The 26,147-nt window shown below is 68.1% G+C and carries 21 protein-coding genes and 2 pseudogenes; 12 read left to right on the top strand and 11 right to left on the bottom strand.

Translation table 11 applies throughout. From position 1 onward, the window contains the following. Positions 1-103: 103 nt before the first annotated feature. The 3 genes and pseudogenes from ON23_RS02830 to ygfZ form a co-directional block, all read right to left on the bottom strand. On the bottom strand, positions 104-1,066 hold the full coding sequence (locus ON23_RS02830) for an asparaginase (protein ID WP_039776027.1): 963 nt from the start codon (positions 1,064-1,066) through the stop codon (positions 104-106). A gap of 218 nt (positions 1,067-1,284) precedes the next feature. Further along, positions 1,285-1,908 (bottom strand): annotated as a pseudogene (locus ON23_RS02835) (MOSC domain-containing protein); the annotation flags it as partial. Between the two features lie 23 nt (positions 1,909-1,931). Continuing rightward, complete coding sequence (ygfZ, locus tag ON23_RS02840) at positions 1,932-3,047, bottom strand: CAF17-like 4Fe-4S cluster assembly/insertion protein YgfZ (RefSeq protein WP_373282158.1); 1,116 nt, start codon at positions 3,045-3,047, stop codon at positions 1,932-1,934. 165 nt (positions 3,048-3,212) lie between these two features. Between ygfZ and ON23_RS02845 the strand changes: the two genes are divergently transcribed. The 5 genes and pseudogenes from ON23_RS02845 to cydC all read left to right on the top strand — a co-directional run bounded on the left by ON23_RS02845 (position 3,213) and on the right by cydC (position 10,840). After that, complete coding sequence (locus tag ON23_RS02845; protein WP_039776029.1) at positions 3,213-4,127, top strand: aminodeoxychorismate lyase; 915 nt, start codon at positions 3,213-3,215, stop codon at positions 4,125-4,127. A gap of 167 nt (positions 4,128-4,294) precedes the next feature. Then, positions 4,295-5,743, top strand: coding sequence for a cytochrome ubiquinol oxidase subunit I (locus ON23_RS02850; protein WP_039776030.1), 1,449 nt, complete (start codon positions 4,295-4,297; stop codon positions 5,741-5,743). Between the two features lie 10 nt (positions 5,744-5,753). Beyond that, complete coding sequence (gene cydB, locus ON23_RS02855; RefSeq protein ID WP_039776032.1) at positions 5,754-6,815, top strand: cytochrome d ubiquinol oxidase subunit II; 1,062 nt, start codon at positions 5,754-5,756, stop codon at positions 6,813-6,815. 6 nt (positions 6,816-6,821) lie between these two features. Next, a pseudogene (cydD, locus tag ON23_RS02860) lies at positions 6,822-8,645 on the top strand (thiol reductant ABC exporter subunit CydD); the annotation flags it as partial. A 452-nt stretch (positions 8,646-9,097) separates the two neighbouring features. After that, positions 9,098-10,840, top strand: a complete 1,743-nt coding sequence (gene cydC / locus ON23_RS02865) for a thiol reductant ABC exporter subunit CydC (RefSeq protein ID WP_051041888.1) — start codon at positions 9,098-9,100, stop codon at positions 10,838-10,840. A gap of 353 nt (positions 10,841-11,193) precedes the next feature. Here cydC and ON23_RS02870 read toward each other — a convergent pair whose 3' ends face one another. The 6 genes from ON23_RS02870 to ON23_RS02905 all read right to left on the bottom strand — a co-directional run bounded on the left by ON23_RS02870 (position 11,194) and on the right by ON23_RS02905 (position 15,482). Further along, positions 11,194-11,961 (bottom strand): heme-binding beta-barrel domain-containing protein, encoded by a 768-nt coding sequence (locus ON23_RS02870; RefSeq protein ID WP_039776034.1) that lies wholly within the window; start codon positions 11,959-11,961, stop codon positions 11,194-11,196. Positions 11,962-12,176: 215 nt separating this feature from the next. Next, on the bottom strand, positions 12,177-12,482 hold the full coding sequence (locus ON23_RS02880) for a DUF1416 domain-containing protein (RefSeq protein ID WP_039776036.1): 306 nt from the start codon (positions 12,480-12,482) through the stop codon (positions 12,177-12,179). Between the two features lie 6 nt (positions 12,483-12,488). Continuing rightward, the gene (locus ON23_RS02885) at positions 12,489-13,322 is read right to left on the bottom strand and encodes a sulfurtransferase (protein ID WP_039776038.1); all 834 of its coding nucleotides are present in this window, start codon (positions 13,320-13,322) and stop codon (positions 12,489-12,491) included. Between the two features lie 65 nt (positions 13,323-13,387). Then, entirely contained in the window at positions 13,388-13,873 is a 486-nt protein-coding gene (locus tag ON23_RS02890; protein WP_039776039.1) for a DUF4395 domain-containing protein, read from the bottom strand. Between the two features lie 359 nt (positions 13,874-14,232). Then, positions 14,233-14,679: a TlpA family protein disulfide reductase gene (locus tag ON23_RS02900; RefSeq protein ID WP_039776042.1), complete on the bottom strand. Its 447-nt coding sequence runs from the start codon at positions 14,677-14,679 to the stop codon at positions 14,233-14,235. Continuing rightward, the gene (locus ON23_RS02905; protein ID WP_039776089.1) at positions 14,676-15,482 is read right to left on the bottom strand and encodes an LmeA family phospholipid-binding protein; all 807 of its coding nucleotides are present in this window, start codon (positions 15,480-15,482) and stop codon (positions 14,676-14,678) included. Before ON23_RS02905 ends, ON23_RS02900 begins: the two co-directional genes overlap by 4 nt. A 301-nt stretch (positions 15,483-15,783) precedes the next feature. On the opposite strand from ON23_RS02905, the gene ON23_RS02915 reads away from it, so the two are divergent. The 7 genes from ON23_RS02915 (at position 15,784) to ON23_RS02945 (ending at position 23,722) form a co-directional block, all read left to right on the top strand. Next, positions 15,784-16,557: a winged helix-turn-helix transcriptional regulator gene (locus tag ON23_RS02915; protein WP_036497800.1), complete on the top strand. Its 774-nt coding sequence runs from the start codon at positions 15,784-15,786 to the stop codon at positions 16,555-16,557. A 211-nt stretch (positions 16,558-16,768) separates the two neighbouring features. Further along, entirely contained in the window at positions 16,769-17,758 is a 990-nt protein-coding gene (gene mshD / locus ON23_RS02920; protein ID WP_039776046.1) for a mycothiol synthase, read from the top strand. Positions 17,759-17,986: 228 nt separating this feature from the next. Continuing rightward, a complete protein-coding gene (pstS, locus tag ON23_RS02925; protein WP_039776048.1) occupies positions 17,987-19,099 on the top strand; it encodes a phosphate ABC transporter substrate-binding protein PstS in 1,113 nt (370 codons plus the stop codon). 104 nt (positions 19,100-19,203) lie between these two features. Further along, entirely contained in the window at positions 19,204-20,175 is a 972-nt protein-coding gene (pstC, locus tag ON23_RS02930; RefSeq protein ID WP_039776091.1) for a phosphate ABC transporter permease subunit PstC, read from the top strand. After that, a complete protein-coding gene (pstA, locus tag ON23_RS02935; protein ID WP_036497805.1) occupies positions 20,175-21,074 on the top strand; it encodes a phosphate ABC transporter permease PstA in 900 nt (299 codons plus the stop codon). Before pstC ends, pstA begins: the two co-directional genes overlap by 1 nt. A gap of 19 nt (positions 21,075-21,093) precedes the next feature. After that, complete coding sequence (gene pstB, locus ON23_RS02940; protein WP_036497807.1) at positions 21,094-21,870, top strand: phosphate ABC transporter ATP-binding protein PstB; 777 nt, start codon at positions 21,094-21,096, stop codon at positions 21,868-21,870. A gap of 211 nt (positions 21,871-22,081) precedes the next feature. Then, on the top strand, positions 22,082-23,722 hold the full coding sequence (locus ON23_RS02945; protein ID WP_051041876.1) for an MFS transporter: 1,641 nt from the start codon (positions 22,082-22,084) through the stop codon (positions 23,720-23,722). Positions 23,723-23,805: 83 nt separating this feature from the next. Here ON23_RS02945 and phoU read toward each other — a convergent pair whose 3' ends face one another. Then, positions 23,806-24,477 carry a phosphate signaling complex protein PhoU gene (phoU, locus tag ON23_RS02950; RefSeq protein WP_039776049.1) on the bottom strand — a complete coding sequence of 224 codons (672 nt, stop codon included), beginning with the start codon at positions 24,475-24,477 and terminating at the stop codon, positions 23,806-23,808. A gap of 97 nt (positions 24,478-24,574) precedes the next feature. Further along, positions 24,575-26,147 (bottom strand): LCP family protein (locus ON23_RS02955; protein ID WP_039776096.1); only part of this gene is annotated, 1,573 nt, incomplete at its 5' end.

The following is a 26,147-nucleotide window of genomic DNA, read 5'->3' on the forward strand; positions in this document are numbered from 1 at the left end:
TTAGCGTGTGTCAGGCGGTCGCGCTTCCAGGAGTGGGTGAAGACTGCGGAACATCCACCGTCGGCGGGGCGGTCGAGCGGTGCTTCGGCGAAATGGTGAGCTTCTACACCGCACCCGGGATTGCCCGGATGATGCCGACCCGCGCCCCGCCGCCCAGGACCGGCGGCCCGGCGAGCGCGGTATGGGCCTCGGTCCACTCGACCCCCATACGCTGGAGAATCGCCTGCGTCAGCGGCATCCGGGCCCGATCGTGGCCGTCGTCGATCTTGTAGGCGAAGGCACGGCCGTCCGGCAGGGCCCCGGCGTGCACACCGTCCGCCCCGATCTTGCACACCAGTCCCGGGGTCGCGCGCATGGTCTCGAGATCGGGGGCGTCCGTGCCCGAAATCACTCGGGGATGGTGGCGAATCGCGTCCGCGACCCGGCGTTCCGGGGATCCGGGAGCCGCGGTGGCGAGACGGGCGTAGGCGCGGGCGAGGTTGATCAACGAGACCGGGACGATCGGCAGGCCGCAGCCGTCGATGCCGAGGTCGGTCTCGGGTTCGCCGGTGATGTCGGCGATCGTCGCCGTGACCGCCTGCTGCAGCGGATGGGCGGGGTCGAGATATCCGGTCACCGGCCAGCCGTTGATCACACAGGTCGCCAGCATCGCGGCATGTTTGCCCGAGCAGTTCATGTAGATCTTGCGGGGAGCCGAGTGCCGATCGCGCCCGGCCAGCGCCTCGGCACGGGCCTGTTCGCCCATCGGCAGATCCGGCGGGCACCCCAGGCTGTTCTCGTCGAAGCCGAAGCGCTCCAGCAACCGCCGTACCAGTGCCAGATGCTCGGGTTCGCCGAAATGCGAGGCGGTGGCGATGGCGAGTTCGGCCTCGTCGATCGGCTCGAAACCGTTGCGCAGCAAGGTGATCGCCTGCATGGGTTTGTTGGTCGACCGCGGGAAGATCGGCAGATGTACCTCACCGCGGGCGAGCGAGGGCTCCCCGTCGGGTTCGATGATCACCACTGACCCACGGTGGACACATTCGCGGAAGCCGGAGCGAACCACTTCCACCAGTTCCACACTCATGGCCGGTCTCCTCGCTCCACGTCGCCGCACGCCGTCGCACCCGCTGCCTTCGGCCGCGCCGCTGCCCCGCTCGGCATCACCGAGTGCAAGGTGCCGGCCCCGGCCGCCGCCGGCTTCGACGTCGTCCGGCCCGGCGCCGCATCCGACGCCGTCGCGATACCGAACCCTTCGGAGGGCGCGGTGGCCCGCGCCCCGTTGCCGGCCCGCCGCGCGTGCCGGGCGATCTGCATGCGCACATCGTCGGAGATCGTCGGTTCCGCGGTCAGCAGACGCTCCAGCCGGGCCGGATCGTGGCCGGTGAACAGGTCGCGGACCGTGATGCCGTGCTCGGGGATGTGGTCGACGTGCACCCGGTCGCCGGCACCGATCGTGCCTTCGGTCAGCACCCGCAGGTAGGCGCCGGTATCGGCCTGCAGGGTGAAGCGCTTGACCCACTGCTTCTCACCGGACCAGTGCCCGAAGGTCGCGCAGGGCACGCGCGGTGCGCTCACCTCGAGCACCGCCTCGCCGACGCGCCAGCGCTCACCGATCACCGCATCGCTGACCGGCAGTCCGGACACTCGGAGATTCTCACCGAACCAGCCGGGAGCGAGCGTGCGGCCCAGCTGCTCGCCCCACTGCCGCGCGTCCTCGTCGGCATAGGCGTAGACGGCCTGGTGAACGCCGCCGTGATGTTTCGTATCGCAGACGTGGTCACCGGCCAGGCCCAGTGTGCGTACCGCGACCCGGTCGGCGACCGGGCGCTTGTCGATCGCGGTCCGGCCGACCCGGCTCACCTTCGCGGGCACCTCGAGTTCGGCATGCAGGACACAGACCGCGAGCACGTGGCCGATCGCGCCGATTTCCCGGGGCGCTGCGGGCGCGCTCACCGGCCGCGCAACTTGTCCACGGCGAGCCGGCCGGCCTGCGGCTCGTCATCGGACGGGATCGAATCCGGATCGATGGCGGCGGCCATCGGGCCGGCCTCCAGCCGGGTGTCGGCGGGGATGGCGCGTTTGACCAGCGCCAGTGCGATCGGCCCCAGTTCGAAATGGTCGATCACCGTGCCGAGCCGGCCGACCGCGCGGCCGCCGGCGGTCACCGCGTCACCGGCGGTGGGCCGGGCATCGGCGGAGCCGTCCAGGTGCAGCAACACCAGATGCCGCGGCGGTTTACCGAGATTGTGCACGCGGGCGACGGTTTCCTGCCCGCGATAGCAGCCCTTGTTCAGATGGACCGCGCCGAATTCGTCCGGGCCGCCGATCCAGTGGGCCTCGTGCGGAATGGTCCGGTCGTCGGTGTCGACGCCGATACGCGGGCGCAGCGCGGCCACTCGCAGCGCCTCGAACGCCCACAGTCCGGCCGGTTCGGCGCCGGCCGCGGTCAGCGCCGTCCAGAGTTCGCTCAGCCGCTCGCGCGGCACGACCAGGTCGTAGGAGTCCTCGGTGGGCCACGGCATCCGGCGCAGGAAGCCGCCGCCGGGCAGGGCGACCGCGCCGTACACCTGCGGCAGGGCGGCGATACCGAGCGTCTCGGTCAGGTCGCTCACCCGCGGCCCGAGCAGGCTCAGGACCGCGTGGTCCGCTGCGGCCTCGGGTTTCGCGTCCGCCCAGAAGACCATCTTCTGCAGGAAGTCGAGCAGCGCGGGGCCGCGGTCGCCTTCGGTATCGATCCACACCGTGCCGTCGAGTTCGGTGAGCACGAAGTGGTGCTGGACGCGGCCGTTGAGGTCCAGATCCAGATTCTCGGCGGACTGGCCGTCGCTCAGCTCGGCGATGTGCTGGCTGGAGATCGTATGCAGCCAGCTCAGCCGTTCGGCGCCGGTGATCCTCGCCACGAAACGGTGGGAACGGTCCACGAGGGCGACGCGCTGGGCCGCGGCGCGCTGTTCCCCGAACGGATCGCCGTAATGCCAGGCGACCGCGGCATCGGGACTTTCGGGCGGGCCGGGCACGGCCCCTGGGAGACCGAGCAGTGGACTGGGGGCGGCAACCACGGACACGTTTTCCACAATAGGCGGTCGCGCCGACCCGCGCCGTGCCACGGGTTGCCGCAGGTGTGCGGTGAGTATGCCGGGGATCCGCCTGCCGGCGCGGGGCTCGCCCGGGCGTTGCCCGGCGATTGCGTACCCACGCCTGATGCGCTCGATTCGCCTAGGCTGCCACGCATGGTGGATCGAGTTCTGGTGACACTCGACGGTACCGTCCGGAATCCGGACGAGCCGTTGCTCTACGCGGACGACATCGGCGCATTGCGCGGCGACGGCGTCTTCGAGACCGTGCTGGTGCGGGACGGCAAAGCAAGTGCACTGGAATTACATCTGGCTCGGCTACGCCGCTCGGCCCAGGCTCTGGACCTGCCGGACCCCGATGTCGCCCAGTGGCGCACCGCGGTGGAAGCCGCGGTCAAGGAATGGGGGTCCGACCGCGAGGGCGTGCTGCGCATGATCGTGACCCGGGGTCGCGACGGCGCCGACTCCAGACGGGTCGGTTCGGGCGAACTGTCGGGCCCGGCACCGGATCTCACCGGCTACGTGCTGGTGAGCGCGGTCGCCGAGCGGGTGAGTAAGGCTCGCGCCGAAGGTATTTCGGTGATCACCCTCACGCGCGGTATCTCCACCGAACTCGCGACCACCGCGCCGTGGCTGCTGCTCGGCGCCAAGACGCTCTCCTACGCGACGAATATGGCGGCGCTGCGCTTCGCGGCCCGCCAGGACGCCGACGACGTGATCTTCACCAGCACCGAGCATCGCGTGCTGGAGGGACCGCGCTCGACGGTCGTGATCCAGCGCGACAAGCAGTTGCTCACCCCGCCCGCGCGTGACGGCGTACTGCCCGGTATCACCCAGCGCGCATTGTTCGCCGAGGCGGGTAAGGCCGGCTGGGACTGCAGCTACAAATCACTGTTCACCGCGGATCTCGTTACCGCCGACAGTGTTTGGCTACTGTCGAGCATCACGCTGGCCGCGCGGGTGACGACGCTGGACGGGCTGCGGATGTCGGCGCCGGACTGTGCCGAAGAGATCGCGGATCTCGTGAATCGCGGGATCGAGCGGGCCTGGAATATCGCCGACTGGACCTGATGCGACCGACAGTTCGGAGCGTCGGAATCGGAACCCGTTACTGCGCAGCAATAATTGTTGGAATGTCGTGACGTAGGACTCGTTGCCCCACGGCTGTTCCGGCGTAGGCTCTACTACGACATGTCGTAGTACGTGTGGATGTCCCGCATGACACAGGAGGCCGCCGGATGGATGTCGTCGACGTCTCACGTTGGCAGTTCGGGATCACGACCGTCTATCACTTCATCTTCGTACCGCTCACCATCGGCCTCGCGCCCTTGGTCGCCGGGATGCAGACCGCATGGGTGATCACGGGTAAGGATCATTGGTACCGGCTGACGAAGTTCTTCGGCAAGTTGTTCATGATCAACTTCGCGCTCGGCGTCGCCACCGGCATCGTGCAGGAGTTCCAGTTCGGTATGAACTGGAGCGAATACTCGCGCTTCGTCGGTGACGTCTTCGGCGCCCCGCTCGCCATGGAGGGCCTGGCGGCGTTCTTCCTGGAATCGACCTTCCTGGGCCTGTGGATCTTCGGCTGGTCGCGGCTGCCGAAACTGGTCCACCTGGCCACCATCTGGCTGGTCGCGATCGGCGTGAACGCCTCCGCCTACTTCATCATCGCCGCCAACTCGTTCATGCAGCATCCGGTCGGCGCCCGGTACAACCCCGAATCCGGGCGCGCGGAACTGGAGAGCATCGGCGCACTGCTGACCAACAACACCGCGCTGGCGGCCTTCCCGCACGTCGTCGCGGGCGCGTTCCTCACGGCCGGCACCTTCGTGGCCGGTATCGGCGGCTGGTGGATGGTCCGCAACGCCCGCTCGGGCCATCCGGAGCTGCTGGAAGAGGCGCGCGGTATGTGGCGGCCCGCCGCCCGCGCCGGGATGTGGGTGATCGTGATCGCCGGTATCGCACTGGTATTCACCGGCGACATTCAGGGCAAGCTGATGTTCAAACAGCAGCCGATGAAGATGGCCTCGGCGGAATCGTTGTGCCACACCGAAACCGACCCTTCGTTCTCGATACTCACCGTCGGCACCCACAACAACTGCGACAGCATCACCCGCGTCCTCGAGGTGCCCGGCGTGCTGCCGTATCTCGCCGAAGGCAGGTTCAGCGGCGTGACGCTGCAGGGCGTCAAGGACCTGCAGGCGAGTTACAACGAGAAATTCGGCCCGGGTGACTACCGGCCGAATCTGTTCGTCACCTATTGGACCTTCCGCGCCATGATCGGCTGGGCGGCGGGCTCGGCGGTGATCGCGCTGCTGGGCTTCTGGATGACCCGGCGCGGCCGGATACCCGATCAGCCCTGGTTCAAGTGGGTGAGCCTGATCTGCATTCCGACGCCGTTCCTGGCCAACAGCGCGGGCTGGGTGTTCACCGAAATGGGCCGCCAGCCCTGGGTGGTCGCACCGAATCCGACCGGGAATCCGGCCATCCGGATGACCGTGCAGCAGGCCGTCTCCGGGCATACCGCCGGCACCGTGCTGACGTCGCTGATCGTGTTCACCCTGCTGTACGGCGCCCTGGCGGTCGTGTGGTTCTTCCTGATGCGGCGCTATGTGATCGAGGGACCCGAACAGCCACCCGCGGAGACGGAAACGCCTGCGGTCGAGAAGCTTTCGTTCGCGTACTGAGGAGCCGAGGATGAGTCTGCCCGAATTCTGGTTCTTGCTGATCGGTGTGCTGTTCACCGGCTACTTCGTGCTCGAGGGTTTCGATTTCGGCGTCGGGATACTGATGCCGATCATCGGCCGCGGCGACGAAACGCGAAAGCGCGCCGTACTCAACACCATCGGGCCGGTCTGGGACGGCAACGAGGTGTGGCTGATCACCGCCGGCGGTGCGATGTTCGCCGCCTTCCCGGAGTGGTACGCCAGCCTGTTCTCCGGGTTCTATCTGGCGCTGCTGCTGATTCTGGTGGCGTTGATCGTGCGCGCGGTGGCGATCGAATGGCGCGGCAAGATTCACGATCCGCGTTGGTACAAGTGGTGTGACGCCGCGATCGTCTTCGGGTCCTGGGTGCCCGCGCTGGCCTGGGGGCTGGCCTTCGCGAATATCGTGCACGGGGTACAGCTCAACGCGCACAGGCAGATCGAAGGTGGTCTGCTCGGGCTGATCAACCCCTACGGACTGCTCGGCGCCCTGACGCTGCTGCTGGTGTTCATCCTGCACGGCGCGGTGTTCATCGCCTTGAAGACCGGCGGCGATATTCGCGACAGTGCCGAGCGGATCGCCCGCGTGGTCTGGTTGCCGGCCACCGTGGTCGCCGGCGCGTTCGCGCTGTGGACGCAGGTGGCCCACGGCCAGGGCTGGACGTGGATTCCGTTGGGTGTGGCGGTCTTCGGTCTGCTGCTCGCCGGTGGCGCGGTGCTGCGGCACCGTGACGGCTGGGCGTTCACCGGCACCGCCGTCACCGTGATCGCCGCGATCGTCCTGCTGTTCGGTGCGCTGTTCCCGTACGTGCTGCCGTCGACCATCGACGCCGCCTACGGGCTCACCGTCGACGGCCGGACGGTCGACGGGCATCCCACCGTCAGCGCCTCCTCCACGCATTACACGCTGGTCGTGATGAGCTGGGTCGCGGTGGTGCTGACCCCGGTCGTGCTGATCTACCAGGGCTGGACGTACTGGGTCTTCCGCAAGCGCATCACCGTCGAGCAGATCCCCGCGCCCATCGGCCTGTCGATGCGCAGCGGCGCGCGGTAGGTCCCCGTGGCCCGACCCGTCGATCCCCGGCTGTGGCGCCACGCCCGCTCGGCCCGCCGCTACCTGATCATCAGCGTGGGACTGTCGCTGGTGATCACGGCGGGCATCGTGGTCGCGGCGCTGATGCTGGCCCGGATCGCGGCGGGCGTCGTCACCGATCCCGGCCGGCGCACGGTCGGCGCGTGGACGGCCGAGCTGGCGATCCTGGCGGCGGCGATCGCGGTGCGGACGCTGGCGACCTGGTGGCAGTCGCGGCTGGCGCATCGGGCCGGCGCGCAGGTGGTCGCGGAATTGGAGAATTCCGTGCTGGCCGCCGGAGCCGCGCTGCCGCCGCGCGACCTGGAAAGCCGGCGTACCGAACTCGCGGTGGTGGTCGGCGACGGGCTGGGCGGTCTGCGCGCCTATCTCACCGGCTATCTGCCGGCGCTGTTGCTCGCGGTGCTGGTACCGCCCATCGTGCTGGCCGTGATCGCCGTGCACGACCTCACCGCGGCGATCATCATTCTGGTGACGCTGCCGCTGATCCCGATCTTCATGATCCTGATCGGGCTGATGACCCAGGGCCGTGCCGCCGACGCCCTGGCCGCCACCACCCGGCTGTCGGAGCAGATGCTCGACCTGTTCGCCGGGATGCCGACGCTGCGGGCGCTCGGCCGGGAAACCGCTGCCGCCGAGGGCGATTCGCCGACCATGCGGCATCGGGTCCGCGACCTGGGCGAGGCGCTGCACAAGCGGACCATGGCGACACTGCGGATGGCGTTCCTGTCGTCGATGGTGCTGGAAATGCTGGCCACCCTGTGCGTGGCGCTGGTCGCCGTGTCGATCGGCATGCGGCTGGTCTTCGGGCATATGGGGTTGTATGCGGGCCTGCTGGGCCTGATCCTCGCCCCGGAGGTCTATCTGCCGCTGCGTGCGGTGGGGGAGAGATTCCATGCCGCGCAGGACGGAATGGCCGCTGCAGAACGAGCTTTCGCGGTCTTGGATCCGGACCGGCCCGACCCGCGGAACCTTTCCGCGGCCGTCCCCGGTACGCGGGATGTCCCGGTAGCGGCCCCCACGCGCACCGGACCTTCGCGAGCAGATGACCGCAGTGCCCGGCGATCCGGCGGGCCGCCCGCGTTGCGAGTCCCGGGCTGGCGCGGACCGGGGACCGGAGATGTCGAACTGCGTGACGTGTGGGTGCGCGCACGGGGCGGGTACGCGCCCGCCGGATTGTCGGGTGTGCTGCGACCGGCAGCGGTGACCGCCCTCATCGGCCCCAACGGAAGCGGGAAATCGACTGCGCTGCAAGCGGTATTGGGCCTGATGTCACCGGAACGGGGTGCCGTTCTGGTGGGTGGGCGCCCGGTCGGCGAGCTCGATCCGGACGAGTGGTGGTCACATATCGCCTGGTTGCCGCAACGCCCGGTGCTGTTGCCCGGCACCCTGCGCGAGAACCTCGAACTCTTCGGCGCCCGTGCGGGCGCTGCCGGGCGCGGTGACGGCGGCGATGAGGCGGCCCGCCGCGCCGAAGCCGTCGACAAGGCGTGCGCGGCAACGGGTTTCGACGCCGTCCTCGCCGAACTTCCCGACGGTTGGGACACCGTGGTGGGCCCCGGCGGCCTCGGTCTGTCCCTCGGCCAGCGCCAGCGCCTGGCATTGGTGCGCGTGCTCGCGGCCGACCGCCCGATTCTGCTGTTCGACGAGCCCACCGCTCATCTCGACGAGCGCAGCGAAGCCACCGTGCTCGCGGCCCTCACCGAACGGGCCCGCGCGGGTGCGACGGTCGTCGTGGTAGCGCATCGGCCGTCGGTGCTCGCCATCGCCGATCACATCATCGAGGTACACGCGCGGACGGAGTCGAACCCGGCGGAACACCCTGCCGCGCAACGCGAGTCGGCCGGTCTCGGCCTTCGCCGGGCGCAGCCACCGATCGACGGGGCCGGCGGTTCTCGGGCGTACGACGACGTCGAAGAAGGGCTGACGCATCGCGCCGTGGGCTGGACTCGGCGCACGGGCGATGGCTTCCCCGTGGATTCCGAGCTTCCCGGCGGCGAGGATCGTCACTCCGAAACCCCGGGCACGGAGGGACAGGACTCCGCCTGTCCCGGGCCGGGTACCTCGCGGCCGGATGGTGTGCCGGAGCACGTCGCCCCCGCAGCGGCGGACCGGGTGGGCGAGGTGCGGCGTGGCGATGCACACGCATCGGGCACGCCCGTGGCGCCGATCGGCAGCGCCCCGACGAGGACCGGGGAGTGGACGCCGTGAAATCCCTGTGGGCCGAACTGCGAGAGCTGCGGCGAATGTCGGAGATCTCCCCGTGGCGCGTGGTCGTATCGATCTGCTGGGGGACGATCGCGCTGGGCAGTGGACTCGCGTTGGCGGCGCTGGCGGCGTGGCTGATCGCGCGGGCGTGGCAGATGCCGCCGGTGCTGGATCTCAGCGTCGCCGTGGTCGCGGTGCGGGCGCTGGGAATCTCTCGCGGGCTGTTCCGATACATCGAGCGGCTGGCGACCCACGACGTGGCACTGCGCGCGATGACGACCGCCCGTACGTCGGTGTACGCGGCCCTCGCCCGCGCCGATTTCTGGACGCTGCGACGCGACGGCCGGTCCGAGCAACCGCAACGCCGGCCCGCCGGCCCGTCGCAGGGGGGAGCGATCGGCCGTCCGGACTCGGGTAGCGGCGCCGGGCGGGGGACCGGCCTGCTGCGCCGGGGCGATCTGCTCACCCGGATCGGTGCGGATATCGACGACCTGGGAGCGGTGGTCGTGCGGGCGGTGGTTCCCATCGCGGTGGCGATCCTGCTCTCGGTGGCCGCCGTCGCCCTGCTCGCCACCATTTCCGTGCCCGCCGGTGTGATCCTCGCGGTCGCCCTGCTGGTCTCCGGCGGGTTCGCGCCCTGGCTGTCCGCGCGGGCGGCGCGCGACGCCGAACTGGCCGTGCAATCCGATCGTGCCGAGTTCCGTGCCGCGGCGGTCACCGTGCTCGATCACGCCGCCGAGTTGCGGGTCGCCGGACGGCTCGACGCGGCGATGACGGCGGCCACGACCGCCTCGGCACGCGCGGTGCGCGCCGAGGACCGGGCGGCCGCACGCAGCGCCTGGGCGGCCACGGCGACCCCGCTGTCCGTCGGAGCCAGTGTGCTCGGCGCGTTGCTGATCGGAATCGCGTTGTACGGCAACGGCTTCGGCGCACCGGCCGAGCCGCTGCAACCCGCACCGGCCGGCGGTATCACCCCGATGGCCTTCGCGATACTGGTGCTGCTGCCGCTGTCGGCATTCGAGGCCGTGGCGGTGCTGCCCGCCGCCGCGCAGGCGATCACCAAGGGTCGCGCCGCTCTACGCCGCATTCGTGCCCTCGACCCGGCCGAGCTGCGGACCCGGGCTGTCGCTACCGAGGACGTCGCTACCGATGACGATGCCTCGGCGCCGGCCGATTACGCGTCCGGTGATCTGCGTGCCCGGCTGATTCGCGCGCTGCCCGACCTTCCGCCGGGCCGCCGGATCGCGGTGGTCGGCCCGAGCGGAGCGGGCAAGACCACGTTGCTGATGAGCTGGGCCGGACTGTTCGGCACACCGCGCCCCGGCCGGACCTTCTTCGCCGAGGACGCCCACGTCTTCGGCACGTCCGTCCTGGAGAACCTCCGGGTGGCCCGCGGCGACGTGACCGATGCGGAGGCCGAAAACGCTGTACGTGCGGTCGGTTCCGGGCCGTGGCTCGACGCCCTGCCGGAGGGTGTGGAAACGGATCTGGTCGGCGGCGCGGCCGCGCTCTCGGGCGGGCAGCGCCGCCGTCTGCTGCTGGCGCGCGCACTAGTCGCCCCCGCCGACACCCTGCTGCTCGACGAACCCACCGAACATATGGAGGCGGCGGCGGGCGCCGAACTGCTGCGCGCACTGCTCGACGAAACCAGCGGTCTCGTCGACCCGGACCGCACGGTGGTCGTCGTCACCCACCAGCTGCCTCCCGACCACCGCGCCGACACGGTGGTCACGGTCGCACCCGGCGGCGGGATATCGATCACTCGCCGCGTACCCGCGTGACCGGGCGAATGCCCAGGTCGGCGCCGGGATTCGGCTCTGCGAAAAATCCGTTGCGGGCCCGCGTCCGCGGCCGGTAGTTTCGTCTGTACACGGGAAAGGAGGTGGTTCGAAGAATGGATATTCAGAGGACGCGTGAGGTGGCTGCCGGTTGAGCGCCACAGCCGTGGTCCCCGTACCGCGGCCCGCTGCAGTGGATTCGGTCCCCGCGCGAGCGCTGAACTAATCCAAGGCAGTCACCCGGCCCCCGAGCCCCCGGTTTGTCCGACCGGGACCGCGAGAGACGAGATCTCCGTGGTAAGGCTCGGGGGCCGTACCCGTTTGCGCCTCTCCGCGTATTCGGACCCGGGTTCGGCTCAGCCGATGTAGCGCTGGAGGCGGGCGGAGAGGCGGGGCTTCAGGGCGCCGTCGGCTTCCACTCGTTCCTCGACGTAGCCGAGGTCGCCGCCTTCGACGATGCCGTACAGGCGTTTGGCGCCGCCGACCACCGCGCCGGACTGGCTGCGGATCACGACATCGGTGGCCAGTTCCCAGGACGACTGGGTGAGGGCCTGACCGTAGAAGAGTTCGACGATGCCGGAGCTGTGGGTCAGCAGGAGTTCGATGACCTCGTCGTCGCCGTCGATGCCGACCCGCCAGAAGCCGCTTTCGCGCAGATCCGGGCCGGAGTAGTTGCCTTCGGCGTCGATGACCCAGGAACGGGAATCCCAGGCCAGATAGTCGCCACCGTCGTGGGAGACGATGATCTGCTGGCCGAAGTGGTAGTCGCCGCCGCGCTCGGGATCGTTGCCCTCGCCCTCACCACGCCAGACGCCCACCAGGGGCAGCAGCGCGAGCATGGAGGCGCTCAGGTCGGGACCCAGCCGCAGATTCGCGGTGTCCTCGGGCAGCGGCAGACCCGGCAGCTGCGGAATGTTGCGGCCACCGGTCGATTTGGCGCGCTCGGCAGCGTCGGCTACCGCCTCGTCGCCACTGCGGCGAGCCGCATCGTCCGCACTGCGGCGAGCCGCGTCATCGGCACTGCGGCGAGCCGCGTCATCGGGCTCGCGCCCCTCGGCGTGCGCCTGTGAGGCGTGACCGTTGGTCGCTGCGTTTTCGACGTTCTCGCTCGCCGAATCCGTCACGACTCGGTGAAGAGCCGGTAGAGGACGTACAGCCCGAACCAGGCGATCAGCACGGAGCAGATGACCAGCAGAATCTCGAAGGTTAAGACCACATATCGGAGTTTAACGACCCGCTAGGCGAAGACGAAAACGGCCCCGGGAAACGAATCCCGGGGCCGTTCGCGTGCGATGAGCGCAGTTTTCCGGCGCCTGCCGGCGATCGCTCCGCGTCGGTGTTACTTGGCGACGCTCACGTCGACGTTGTGGACGCCCGCCCCTTCGGGGCTGACCTTGGCCGAGCCGTTGCCGGCCGACGACAGGGCCCGGATGGTCCAGTTGCCGGGCGCGGCGAAGAAGCGGAAATCACCGGTGCCGGAGGCCACGACCTCGGCGGTGAACTCGTCGCTCGAGTCCAGCAGGCGGACGAAGGCGCCGCCTACCGGGTTACCGTCCGCATCGAGGACGCGTCCGGTGAGGACGGTCTCCTTCTCGGTGTCGACGTTGGCCGGAAGGGCCTGACCCTGGGTAGGTGCTGCACACATATCTATTTACGCTCCCAACTCGATCGGTGCACCGACGAGGGAGCCGTATTCGGTCCAGCTCCCGTCGTAGTTCTTGACGTTCTTGTGGCCCAGCAGCTCCTGCAGCACGAACCAGGTGTGCGACGAGCGCTCACCGATGCGGCAGTAGGCGATGGTCTCCTTCTCGCCGTCGAGGCCCGCTTCCTTGTAGATGGAAGCCAGTTCCTCGTCGGACTTGAAGGTGCCGTCCTCGTTCGCGGCCTTGCTCCACGGCACGTTGATGGCGCCGGGGATGTGGCCGGGACGCTGGCTCTGCTCCTGCGGCAGGTGCGCGGGAGCGAGAATCTTGCCGGAGAACTCGTCGGGCGAACGCACGTCGACGAGGTTCTTGACGCCGATGGCCTGGATGGCGTCGTCGCGGAAGGCGCGGATCGACAGGTCCTGCTCGGAGGCCTTGTAGGTGGTCGCCGGACGGGTCACCGCATCGGTCGACAGCGGGCGGGCGTCGAGCTCCCACTTCTTGCGGCCGCCGTCGAGCAGCTTGACGTTCTGGTGGCCGTAGAGCTTGAAGTACCAGTACGCGTAGGCCGCGAACCAGTTGTTGTTGCCACCGTAGAGAACGACGGTGTCGTCGTTGGCGATACCGCGAGCCGACAGCAGATCCGAGAACTGCTCCCGGTTGACGAAGTCACGCCGAACCGGATCCTGCAGATCCTTCTTCCAGTCGATCTTGACAGCACCTTCGATGTGGCCCGTGTCGTAGGCGGAGGTGTCCTCGTCGACCTCGACGATCACGACGCCGGGGGTGTTGAGGTTCTCTTCGACCCAGTCTGCGGAGACCAGGACATCGGAGCGAGCCATGTTGTTCCTTTCGATGTGACTTGCCGGGGTATGTGGAGAGATGAACGGTGGATTGTGGGGGCCGGTCAGTTCGTCGAGCTGCTCGAAGCGGCCGGTGTTCGCGAGGTGAACCGCTGGGTGAGCGGATAGATCTTGCAGCCCAGGCAGATTCCGAACGCCGCGTTGAGGAACGCCGCGAACAGGGCGAAGGCGGTGAAGATCGCGCCCACCACGCCGGATCCGGCCGCGAAGCCGATGAAGCCGACGATCGCGAAGACGAAACCGACCAGCTGCGCGAACCGCAGCGGCGGCACCGGCTCGGTCTCGGTCGCCGGGCCGACACGCGGCGCGACGAAGGTGGCGAACAACCACCCGTAGGGGCTGCGCCGCGGGCCGTACAGCGCGCCGATGGCGAAGACGATCGCCTGCAGGGCGATCAGCACCGCCGCGGCGGCCGTCGAGAAGGCGGAGACGATCAGGACCAGCACGAGGACACCGGTGGTGATCCACGCCGCGAACCGCGGTCCGCGGACGTCCACCTGACCTGTGGGTGAGTTGGTGTTCTGAGGCACGGGGGGCTCCTGCGCTGAAGGAAGGCTTATCTGGCTTATCCGGTTGCGGGTTATCCGTCAGATAGGTCGGATCACCGGGGGATCGACGAGATCTCACACGCGGTGGAGAAACCGGTCGGCGGCAGGGATACGAAAGGCCGACCGGCTACATGCACAGGCAGCAACAACCGCCGAGGCGGCACAGATCGACTGTGCGGCGTCGGGTGAGCATCAGCTCTCGGCGGGTTTGCACGCCAAGCAGTTTACCCGGTTTCGGGAGGGAATTGGACCCGGGGTACGAAATTCGACCGGGCGCCGGGCGCGTGGACGGCTCGCACGCCGCGCGGAACGACGCTCGGAAGCCCTCGTGAGCAGGAGGTTCAGGCCGCCTCGGGAACCGTCAGCGGCGCAAGGGCACTACGCAGATCGGTGGCCTTGGGCACACCGGAGATCCGGAACCGCTCACGCCCGTGAGCGTCGAAGACGAACGTCGTGGGCAGCGACAGGACGTTGAGTTCGCGCGCGAGTTCGGCCTCGGCGTCGATATCGATCTCGACGTCGCGGGGCGGCCGCACGGTATCGGCCAGATCGGCGACCACACCGGCCACCACCCGGCGGACCGCGGCGCAGGGACCGCACCATTCGGCGGAGAAGTGCAGAACGGTCGGCACCGCCTCGGTGACACCGACCGCGCTGAGCAGTTCGGTGCGCGAACCCGCGATCTCGGCGGTCTCGGTCGTCCGCACGCGGCCCTCGCGATAGCGCAGGGCGATACCCGCGGCCACCCCGGCCAGCAGGACGACGGCCAGAATCGTGAGTTCAATCATGGTCGGGCAAACCTGTCCATATCAATGCGAATATTCTCCCCTTCCCCCTCTACCACAATATTGCCGCCGATGGCCTGCACCTTCTTCGGGGGGACCCCGAACGGCAGATCCTTGGTGTCGATGGTTCGGGTGAAGCGGGCCAGGACCGCGGCCTTGTCCAGGTCGGGACCCAGTTCGGCGGCGGTGGTCGTCGGCGCGTTGCTGTCGACGCCGCCGTGATAGAGGTCGGTGGCGACCAGTTTGATCTGATCGCCGTCGAGGAACAGATCGGCCTTCACGCTGACCCGATCGGTACTGCGGGTCTCGGGGCCGAGCTGGATGGTGCCGGTGAGGACCAGCGCGCCCTGGGTGGTCATGCCCGAGCCACCGGAACCGCCGGTGCCGTCGGATTTGTCGGCCGGGCGGGTGACCACCTCGAGGTCCGGAATGTTGAACAGCCGCCCCAGTTCGACCGGTTCGATCCGCATCCGGCCGGCCACCTGGTCGACCATCACCGAGCGCATGTCGTTGTCCACCAGATCGTGCATCGACAGGTGGACGCCGTTCAGGGTGGCCTCGACCAGGATTTCGCCGGGGATGTCGGGACGGTTCGCGCGGGCCCGGATCTCGAGGTTGCGGTAGTCGCCGCGCGCGGTCTGGGCCAGGAAAGGAAATCCGTGAATGGTCACCTCGGGGTCGGCGCTGAGTTCACCGCCGGCCCGCAGCGACCGCGATACCCGGTACTCCGAGTAGGCCGCCGCAGTGAAATCGACCACTACGGCGATCGCGACCACCAGCAGCAGCCCGACGATCAGTTTTCTCATCCACATGCTCCGAGTTCAGGCCGTCCGGGCGCGCGGAACGCAGCGGTCGCGCGCGGAGGGGTACGAGGCGTGGGTGTCCCGAGGAGAGGCTACCCGGTACGAAGATATCTGCCCGGACCGTACGGGGCGCGCGGGTGTGGGCCCGGCGGTGGCCATCATCGCTGGTCCCCGTGCGAGTGCGGAATACATGATCGGGGCCCCGCACGCGCTAATGTAGGCACGAATTACCTGTGCCGACGCGCATGGATTCGCGATTGACGTCGAGGTTGCCCGCGGACATGCCAGATTGGGAGGAGAGCCGGTGGAGCTGCTCCTGCTGACCTCCGATCCGAACCCGGAAGCCGTGCTGCCGTCGCTGGCGCTGCTGCCGCACAATGTGCGGCCCGCGCCCACGGAGGTGGCATCGCTGCTCGAGGCGGGAACCGCGGATGTGGCTCTGGTCGACGCCCGCACCGATCTGGCCGCCGCGCGCGGACTGTGCAGACTGCTCGGCAGCACCGGTTCCTCGGTGCCGGTGGTGGCGGTGCTGACCGAGGGCGGTCTGGTCGCGGTCAACGCCGATTGGGGGCTGGACGACATTCTGCTGCCGGGAACCGGCCCCGCGGAACTCGATGCCCGCTTGCGCCTGCTGGTCGCCCGCAACGGCGGCGCGGCCAGCCCGGAGAACACCGGCAAGATCACGCTCGGCGAACTGGTCATCGATGAGGGCACCTATACCGCGCGGTTGCGCGGCCGCCCGCTCGACCTGACCTACAAGGAATTCGAGCTGCTGAAATATCTCGCGCAGCACGCCGGCCGGGTCTTCACCCGCGCGCAGTTGCTACAGGAGGTCTGGGGTTACGACTTCTTCGGCGGCACCCGCACGGTCGACGTGCACGTGCGGCGGTTGCGAGCCAAACTCGGCAGCGAGTACGAGTCGCTGATCGGCACCGTCCGCAACGTCGGTTACAAGGCGGTTCGGCCGGCGCGCTCGGCCAACAACAAGGGCGGTGAGCAGGCGGCCGGCATCCCGGACGAGGGCGACGACGGCGCGGACGACAACCAGCTGACCCAGGTCAACGGCAGTCCGTCCTGAGGTCTGTGGGCCGGAGCGCGAACGGGATGCCGGGTGCGGTTGGTTTTGCACGGCCGATCGGCCCGCGAAAAGGATTGCGCCGAAAGAAAATCCGCGGTCGGGACCGGTGTCGGCCGCAGGCGGGAATCAGGGCGGTAGCCGAGCCGGTTGTCGGAAGGGCCGGTCGCCGGAACGGCCGGTGTGTCGGCGGATATGTACAGATGAGCGAGGGATGAGTGTGAGCGTGCAGGTGCCGGACTGGACCACCGAATTGGCCCCAGCGACCGCGGCGAAGATCGTGGACCTGGTGGAACGCGCGAATGCCGCCGACGCCGTCGCGCCGATCTCCGAACAAGCGGTGCTCTCGGTGACCGCATCCGGGCCGGCCGGACACGACAGTGCCGATGCCGGTACCGATGCGCCGGTCGGACGCACGCGACACCTCGCCGTCGAGCGCGACGGCGAACTCGTCGCGTACGCGAATCTCGTTCCCGCGCACGGTGATCACCCGGCGATGGCCGAGGCCGTCGTGGATCCGCGGGTGCGCGGACGCGGGATCGGCGCGACGCTCGTCGCCGCGGCCCTCGAAGCGGGTGGCCCGGGCGCCCGGATCTGGGCGCACGGCAATCTGGCGCCGGCGCGGGCCGTCGCGGGGCGGCTCGGACTGACCGTCGCGCGGGAGCTGTGGCAGATGCGACGGGCCCTGACGCAGGCTCCGGACGGCGATCAGGCAACCATCGAGCTACCGGAATTGAAGGTGCCCGCCGACATCGTGCTGCGCACCTATGCCGGGCCCGCCGACGACGCGGAGATCTTGCGGGTCAACAACGCCGCCTTCGACTGGCATCCCGAACAGGGCGGCTGGACCGAGGCCGAGATCGCGGTCCGGCGGGCGGCGCCCTGGTTCGACCCGAAGGGTCTGTTCATCGCCGCCGATCCCGCGGACCCCACACATATCCTGGGCTTTCACTGGACCAAGGTGCACGAACCGGACGAAACCTCCGACGCGGTCGGTGAGGTCTACGTGGTGGCCATCGACCCGGCAGCTCAGGGCCGCGGTCTGGGGCGGGTACTCACCCTCGCGGGCCTGCACTACCTGCGTGATCGGGGTCTCGGCGCGGTGATCCTCTACACCGAGGCCGACAACACCGCGGCCGTGCACACCTACACCCGTCTCGGGTTCGAGACGGCCCATATCGACGCCGCCTACACCGCCCGGTGATGCGCCCGCAGTAACGCTGCGGCAAATCTCACAGGTTTGAACCGCAATCGCGCCGGGTTGTTCACTCTGCGTTCACTTGCCCAGGTCCCGCTGTCAACCGGACGAATCTACTTTGATCGTGGGCGGCATTCGCTGCTCGGTGCGCAAGTTCTCTGCGAACGGCCACCCACTGGACTCGTCCGGTCGTTGAGGGATCGGACGCGTACGAAGCGTTTCCCGGAGGAACAGGTGAATTTCAAGCGCAGCGGCGCTCTCCTCGGCGTGCTGGCGGCAGCCGGCACTCTGACACTGACTGCCTGTGGTAGCGACGACAACTCGTCCGCGACCGGTAACACCAGCAAGGTCGATGTGGCCTGCGGTGGCAAGAAGGCTCTGAAGGCCAGCGGATCCTCCGCTCAGAAGAACGCGATGGACCGTTTCATCGCCGCCTACGAGCAGAACTGCGACGGCGCGAAGCTGGACTACACCTCCAGCGGCTCCGGCGCCGGCGTGAACGAGTTCGTCGGTGGCCAGACCGATTTCGGTGGTTCGGACTCGGCTCTGGACCCGAAGAAGGACGAGCCGAAGAAGGCCGCCGACCGCTGTGGCGCACCGGCCTGGAACCTGCCGACGGTCTTCGGTCCGATCGCCGTCACCTACAACCTCGACGGTGTCACCAACCTGACCCTCGACGGCCCGACCGCGGCGAAGATCTTCAACGGCACCATCACCAAGTGGGACGACCCGGCGATCAAGGGCCTGAACCAGGGCGTGAACCTGCCGTCGGACCCGATCCACGTGATCTTCCGCAGTGACGAGTCGGGCACCACCGACAACTTCCAGCGCTACCTCGACGCCGCCTCCAACGGCGCGTGGGGCAAGGGTGCGGGCAAGGCGTTCGCCGGCGGTGTCGGCGAGGGCGCGAAGGGCAACGAGGGCACCTCGGCCGCCATCAAGAGCACCAAGGGCTCCATCACGTACAACGAGTGGTCCTTCGCGCGGTCGCAGAACCTGTCCACCGCGCAGATCATCACCGACGCCGCCGTGAAGCCGGTGGCGCTGAACGCGGAGTCGGCCGGTAAGGCCATCGCCTCGGCGAAGATCGTCGGCCAGGGCAACGACCTGATCATCGACACCAACTCGTTCTACAAGCCGACCGATCCGGGCGCCTACCCGATCATGCTGGCCACCTACGAGATCGTGTGCTCGAAGTACGCCGACGCCGACACCGGCAAGGCCGTCAAGGCGTTCCTGACCTCGGCGATCACCAACGGTCAGAACGGCCTCGAGGACTCCGGTTACGTGCCGATCCCGGATGCGTTCAAGACCAAGCTGACCACCGCGATCAACGCCATCTCCTGATTGCGAAACCCATGACCGTCCACGACGAAGTCACCGCCGCGGGCCAGTCGGATTCGACCGGCCCGCGGTCGGGCAATGAAGTCCCGCCGGGAGATACTTCCTCCATGCCGAGTGAGTCGAGCACCAAGCCGGCCGGTCGCAACGCCGGCGGCCACGGCCGCCGTGGGGAGACCGTTTTCCGTTCCCTGGCCACGGCCGCCGGGGCGACGATCGTCGCGGCGATCGCGCTCATCGCGCTGTTTCTGCTGATTCGCGCGGTGCCGTCGGTGGCGGCGAACAAGGCGAACTTCTTCACCAGCGCCGAGTTCAACGTCACCAATGCCGACAACATGCACTTCGGCATCCGCGATCTGTTCATGGTCACGGTGCTGAGTTCGCTGCTGGCACTGCTGATCGCCGTGCCGCTCGGTGTCGGTATCGCGTTGTTCCTGACGCAGTACGCGCCGAAGGTGTTGTCGCGTCCGTTCGCGATGCTGGTCGATCTGCTCGCGGCGGTGCCTTCGATCGTGTTCGGTCTGTGGGGTTTCCTGGTGCTGGCCGAGAAGCTGGCACCCTTCGAACAATTCCTGAACGACAAATTGGGCTGGTTCTTCCTGTTCAAGGAAGGCAATGTCTCCATCAGCGGCGGTGGCACGATCTTCACCGCCGGTGTCGTGCTCGCGGTGATGATCCTGCCGATCATCACCTCGGTCAGCCGCGAGGTCTTCCACCTGACTCCTCGGGCGCACATCGAGGCCGCACAGGCCCTGGGCGCCACCAAATGGGAGGTGGTGCGGATGACCGTGCTGCCGTACGGCCGCAGCGGTGTGATCGCCGGTTCCATGCTGGGCCTCGGCCGCGCGCTCGGTGAAACCATCGCGGTGCTGATCGTGCTGCGTACCGCCGCGACCCCCGGCCACTGGTCGCTGTTCGACGGCGGTTACACCTTCGCCTCCAAGATCGCCTCGGCCGCTTCGGAATTCAGCCAGGCGCTGCCCACCGGCGCCTACATCGCGGCGGGCTTCGTCCTGTTCGCGCTGACCTTCATCGTCAATGCCCTGGCTCGGATCGCCGCCGGCGGGAAGGTGAACGGGTGATGACCACCACGTTGGACAAGCCGATCAAGGCGCCCACGTTCCGCCACGTGAGCCTGGGCCGCAAGGTCCGCAACAATGTCGCCACCTCGGTCATGTGGCTGTGCTTCGGTATCGCGCTGGTGCCGCTGGGCTGGGTGCTGATCCTGGTGCTCAACAAGGGTTTCCACGCGATCGTCAGCAGCGGCTGGTGGTCCAAGTCGCAGAAGGGCGTGCTGCCCGACCAGTTCGCGGGCGGTGTGTATCACGCGATCTACGGAACGATCGTGCAGTCGGCGGTCGCCGCGGTGATCGCGGTGCCGCTGGGCATCATGGCCGCGGTCTACCTGGTCGAATACGGTCGGGGCTGGCTGGCGAAGACGACCACCTTCATGGTCGACATCCTCGCCGGTGTGCCCTCGATCGTGGCCGCGCTGTTCGTCTTCGCGCTGTGGATCGCGACCTTCGGTTTCCCGCAGTCGGCCTTCGCGGTGTCGCTGGCTCTGGTGCTGCTGATGTTGCCCGTCGTGGTGCGCAGTACCGAGGAAATGCTCAAACTCGTGCCCGACGAATTGCGCGAGGCCTCGTACGCGCTGGGCATTCCGAAATGGAAGACGATCCTGCGGATCGTCGTGCCGACCGCTCTGCCCGGCATGATCAGCGGTATGTTGCTCGCGGTCGCCCGCGTCATGGGCGAAACCGCGCCGGTGCTGGTCCTCGTCGGCTATTCGAAGTCGATCAACACCAACATCTTCAACGGAAATATGGCGTCGCTGCCATTGATGATCTACCAGGAACTGGCCAACCCGGAAGCGGCCGGCCGGATGCGAGTGTGGGGCGCGTCGCTGACGCTGATCCTGATCATCGCCCTGCTGTACATCGGCGCGGCCGTGGTCAACAAACTGCTCACGCGGAATCGATAGAAGCGAACGGAATACGACAATGGCCAAGCGGATCGACGTCAAAGATCTCAACATCTACTACGGCAAATTCCACGCCGTATCCGATGTGTCGCTGACCGTATTGCCGCGCAGCGTCACCGCGTTCATCGGTCCGTCCGGTTGCGGTAAGTCGACGGTGCTGCGTTCGCTCAACCGCATGCACGAGGTGACGCCGAATGCCCGCGTCGAGGGCGCGGTGCTGCTCGACGGTGAGGACATCTACGGCTCCGCGGTCGACCCGGTCGGCGTGCGGCGCACCATCGGCATGGTGTTCCAGCGGCCGAACCCGTTCCCCACCATGTCGATTCGCGACAACGTGGTGGCCGGGCTGAAGCTGCAGGGTGTGCGCAACCGCAAGGAGCTCGACGAGGTCGCCGAGCGCTCGCTGCGCGGCGCCAACCTGTGGAACGAGGTGAAGGATCGCCTCGACAAGCCGGGCGGTGGCCTGTCCGGCGGTCAGCAGCAGCGGCTGTGCATCGCCCGCGCGATCGCGGTCTCACCCGACGTGCTGCTGATGGACGAGCCGTGTTCGGCGCTGGACCCCATCTCCACGCTGGCGATCGAGGATCTGATCTCCGAGCTGAAGAAGGAGTACACGATCGTCATCGTCACCCACAACATGCAGCAGGCCGCGCGGGTGAGTGACCAGACGGCGTTCTTCAACCTGGAGGCCCAGGGCAAGCCCGGCAAGCTCATCGAAATCGACGAGACCGAGCGGATCTTCTCCAACCCCACACAGAAGGCGACGGAGGACTACATCTCCGGCCGCTTCGGATAACTCGGAGGCCGAGCAGCCGTCGAGGTTTCGAAACCCCGTCCCTGGTGGGGCGGGGTTTTTCTGTGGCACCCAGCCGGGACGCTATGGCGTATATCACAGCGCGTGCCGGGATGTGTGCTCGCTCATCTCATACCGCAGTCGGTTGTCTGACACTCTTGGTAACAGTTACCTTCCTCCTGAACTAAACCGATCGTTATAGTCAGGAGGCGGGATGTCGGTGTCAACGGCGAGACCAGTAGCCCAGCAGGGGATTCCGATCGCGACGCGGATGCGGATCTTCGCACTGATCGCGATCTGTCTGGCCGAACTGCTGGTCGTACTGGACAACACGCTGGTCAATGTGGCTCTGCCGTCGATGGCGGTGCAATTGCAGGCCCGGATGAGCGGCCTGCAGTGGATCGTGGACGCGTTCACCCTGGCGTTCGCCGGGCTGCTGCTGCCGCTCGGCCATCTGGGCGACCGCTACGGCCGCCGTCGGCTGATGATCATCGGCCTGGCGGGGGTGGCCGTCATGTCGGCCGCCGGTGCCATGTCCTCGGGCCTCGGCCAGGTGATCGCCGCGCGCGCCGGCATGGGGGTCTTCGCCGCCGCGGTCTTCCCGGCGACGCTGGCGTTGATCATCAACCTGTTCCCGGAGACGCGTGCCCGGGCCGCGGCCATCGCATTGTGGACCGCCATGGCCGGTATCGCGGTGGCGATCGGGCCGGTGACCGGCGGCTGGCTGCTCGAATACTTCAGCTGGCATGCCGTGTTCTGGATCAATGTGCCGATCGCGGCGATCACGATCGCGGCCGTGCTCGTCGTCGTCCCGGAATCGCGGGCCTGCCACAGCGGCCGGCTCGACGTGCTCGGCATCGGCCTCTCGCTGGTGGCGGTCACGACGCTGGTGTGGACGATCATCGAGGCGCCGAAGCACGGCTGGCTGTCGGGGCGCAGCGTCGGTGGTTATGCGCTCTCGCTGATTCTGCTTGCGCTGTACGTGATCTGGGAGTTGCGGGTCGAATCACCGGTGCTGAACATGCGGCTGTTCCGGATCCGGCGCTTCTCGATTCCGGCCCTGGCGATCACCGTCTCCTACTTCTGCGCCTTCGGATTCCTGTTCCTGATCACCCAGTACTTCCAGGGTGTGAAGGAATTGAGTGCCCTCGAATTCGGCATCCATTCTTTGCCTTTCGCGGCGGCGGTGGGCCTCGGTGCGCCCCTGGCAACGCTGGCCGCGCAGCGCATCGGCACCACCGCCACCGTGGTGTGCGGTCTGCTCCTGCTGGCCGCGGGGATGTTCCTCGCGGGCCGGGTGACCGTCGAAACACCTTATCTGGGAACGGTTCTGGTCTCGATGGTGCTGATGGGCATCGGCTTCGGCGTCGTGCAGGGGCCGGCCACGGAATCCATCATGGGCGCGGTCCCGATCGAGGAGGCGGGCGCCGGATCGGCGGTCAACGACACCACCCGCGAGGTGGGCGGCACCCTCGGCGTCGCCGTCCTCGGCTCGATCATGACCTCCGTCTACACCGGCCGGGTCGGCGCCCGCATCGATGCGATCCCGGACGCGATCATGGATCCGACCCAGAAGAGCCTGGCCCGCGACACCCCGATCAGCGTGCTGGCGATCGTCGAGGCGCCGATCAGCCCGTTCTTCGCCGGCGCGAAAGCCGATCTGGTGCATGCCATGAAGGTGGCCGCCCTCGCGGGCTCGACGGCCGCATCCTGGGCGGCGGTCGGCGCACTGCTGGTCTGCGCGGCGCTCGTCGCGACGCTGTTGCCCTGGAAGCCTCGGCTCGGCGCATCGCTACTGCTGGGCCGAACCGCGGAGGTCACCCCAGCGAAAGCCGAAACCGTCAGCCGCACATAACAGCTCGCTGCCCGTCCGCGTGCCGGACGGGCAGCGCCTCTCCGTATCCGGCCTCCGCCCGGATACGGAGAGGCGGAACAGGCTCAGATCTTCTCGGTTTCGGAGTCGGGGTCGGGCGGCAGTACACCGGTCACGAGGAAGACGACCCGGCGGCCGATCTCCACCGCATGGTCGGCGAAGCGTTCGTAGTAGCGGCCCAGCAGCGTGACATCGACGGCGGCGGCCACGCCGTACTTCCATTCCCGGTCCATCAGCAGCGAGAACAGGTGGCGATGCAGATCGTCCATCGCCTCGTCGTCCTCGTTGAGCTGCGCGGCCCGCTCCGGATCGCGCGTCTCCAGGACCTCCTTGGCGGCGGCACCCATATTCACCGCGATGCGGCCCATCTCGGCGAAGTAACCGTTCACCGATTCCGGGAGCGCGTGGTTCGGGTGCCGGCGGCGGGCCACCTTGGCCACATGCAGCGCCAGCGCACCCATCCGATTCACATCGGAGACGATCTGGATGGCGCTCACCACCTGCCGCAGGTCGCCGGCCACGGGCGCCTGCAGCGCCAGCAGTGCGAACGCCTTCTCCTCGGCCTGCGCGATCATCTCGGCGATCCGGTCGTACTCGGTGATCACCTGTTCGGCCAGCGAGATGTCGGCCTGCAGCAGCGACTGGGTCGCCTGCTCCATGGCCGAACCGGCCAATCCGGCCATCTCACCCAGAAGATCGGCGAGTTCGGCCATTTGTTCGTTGTAGATGACACGCATGAAACCAAAGACTAGTTCCCGGCTCTGACCAAGTCACGAACGGTGGGTGAATCGTCGGTGCCGGGCAGACCGGGGTGTCGTCGCAGGTGAGCGCGGCTCACTTGCAGAGGTCGTCGCCCGCGTTGACGTGCTCGAGGTCGGAGGGGAGTGTGACCGGCGTCGCGGCGGCATCGGTGGCTCCGGCCGGGGCGGGAACCGGCGACCCGAACGCGGTCGGCGTGCCGACGGTGCCGGAGAAGTCCGCGCCGAGAGCCACCTCCACGATGCTGCCCAGATTCGATGCCACGGCCAGTTTCGCGCCCGGCAACGCCGAGGCCACCGTCGCGGCTTCGGCCTCGTGACCGGCCGAATAGCGGACCGTCGTGTTGTCGATCGTGCCGCCGGAGTAGTTGCCGACGTTGTAGATCTGGAAACCGTCGGCGGCGAACCTGGTCGCCGCCGTACTCGCCACGCCGGTCACCCCGGAACCGTTGGAGACCTGCACCGACACCGTGTTCGGATCCACGGCGGTCAGCTGCGGCGGGGCCGGAGCCGGAGCGGACTTCGACGGCTCCGGCGCCTTCTTCTCGCCCGGCAGCGGCTGGTCGTCGATGATCGCCTGGAAGATCGCCTTGATATCCGATTCGCGCGGAATCTCGTTGCCGTAGGAGGTGGTGCCCGCGGTCGGCACGGTCAGGAACGTGATCGCGCCCGCGCTCACCTTCTGCAGCGAGCGGCCCAGCATCAGCAGATCCTTGGTGTTGACGTTGTCCATGAAGGCATGGCTGCTGAACGCGCTGATGAAGCCGTTGAGCTTGCCGATGTCGAAGAGCACCTTCGAGGACAGGGCACTGCGCAGCAGCGAGGACAGAAACAGCTGCTGGCGGTGGATGCGGTCGTAGTCGCTGCGCTCCTCGCCCTGGACGTGGCGGGCACGGACGTAGTCCAGCGCGGTCGGGCCGTTGAGGATCTGGCGGCCCGGATTCGGCAGCACCGTGCCGAGCTCCTCGTCGACCAGCGGCCGGTTGGTGCACACCTCGACACCGCCGATGGTGTCGACCATCGACTGGAAACCGCTGAAGTCGATGCCGACGAAGTGGCTGATCTTCAGGCCGGACAGCCTCTGAATCACCTTGGTCAGGCATTTCGGCCCGCCGAGGGCGTAGGTCGCGTTGAGCTTGTCGCCGATCGCGGAGGGGAATTTCGCGTCGGTGTATTTGGCCTTGTCGTTGTCCCAGCCCTCGCATTCGGGACGGCTGACGTCGAGGTCGCGGGGGAACGAGACGGCCACCACCCGGGACCGGTTGGCCGGAATGTGCACCAGCATCACCGTGTCGGACCGGGCGCCCTCGGCATCGGCGGTGGTGCCGGCGCCGAGCGAGCTGTCCACGCCGGCACGGGTATCGGTGCCGACGATGAGGAAGTTCTCGTCACCGGTCTGGCCGCCGGGGTCGATGATGTCGGCGGAATTCTCGTCCAGCGCCGACACCTGGGTGAAGCCGTTGTCGGTGGCGCGCAGGTAGTTCCAGCCGACACCGGTCATGACGAGTGCCAGTACCGCACACATCGACGTGGTCACCCGCGCCGCTAGCCGGACACGCCGGCGCCGGCGCTGCCGGCTCGCGGCCAGCCGCGACAACGGTGGCTTGCCGACCGGCTCGGGCGCGGCCGAAGCCGTTGCCTCCGTACCG

It is taken from the genome of Nocardia cerradoensis NBRC 101014 (assembly GCF_000308535.1).
Lineage (GTDB): Bacteria > Actinomycetota > Actinomycetes > Mycobacteriales > Mycobacteriaceae > Nocardia > Nocardia cerradoensis.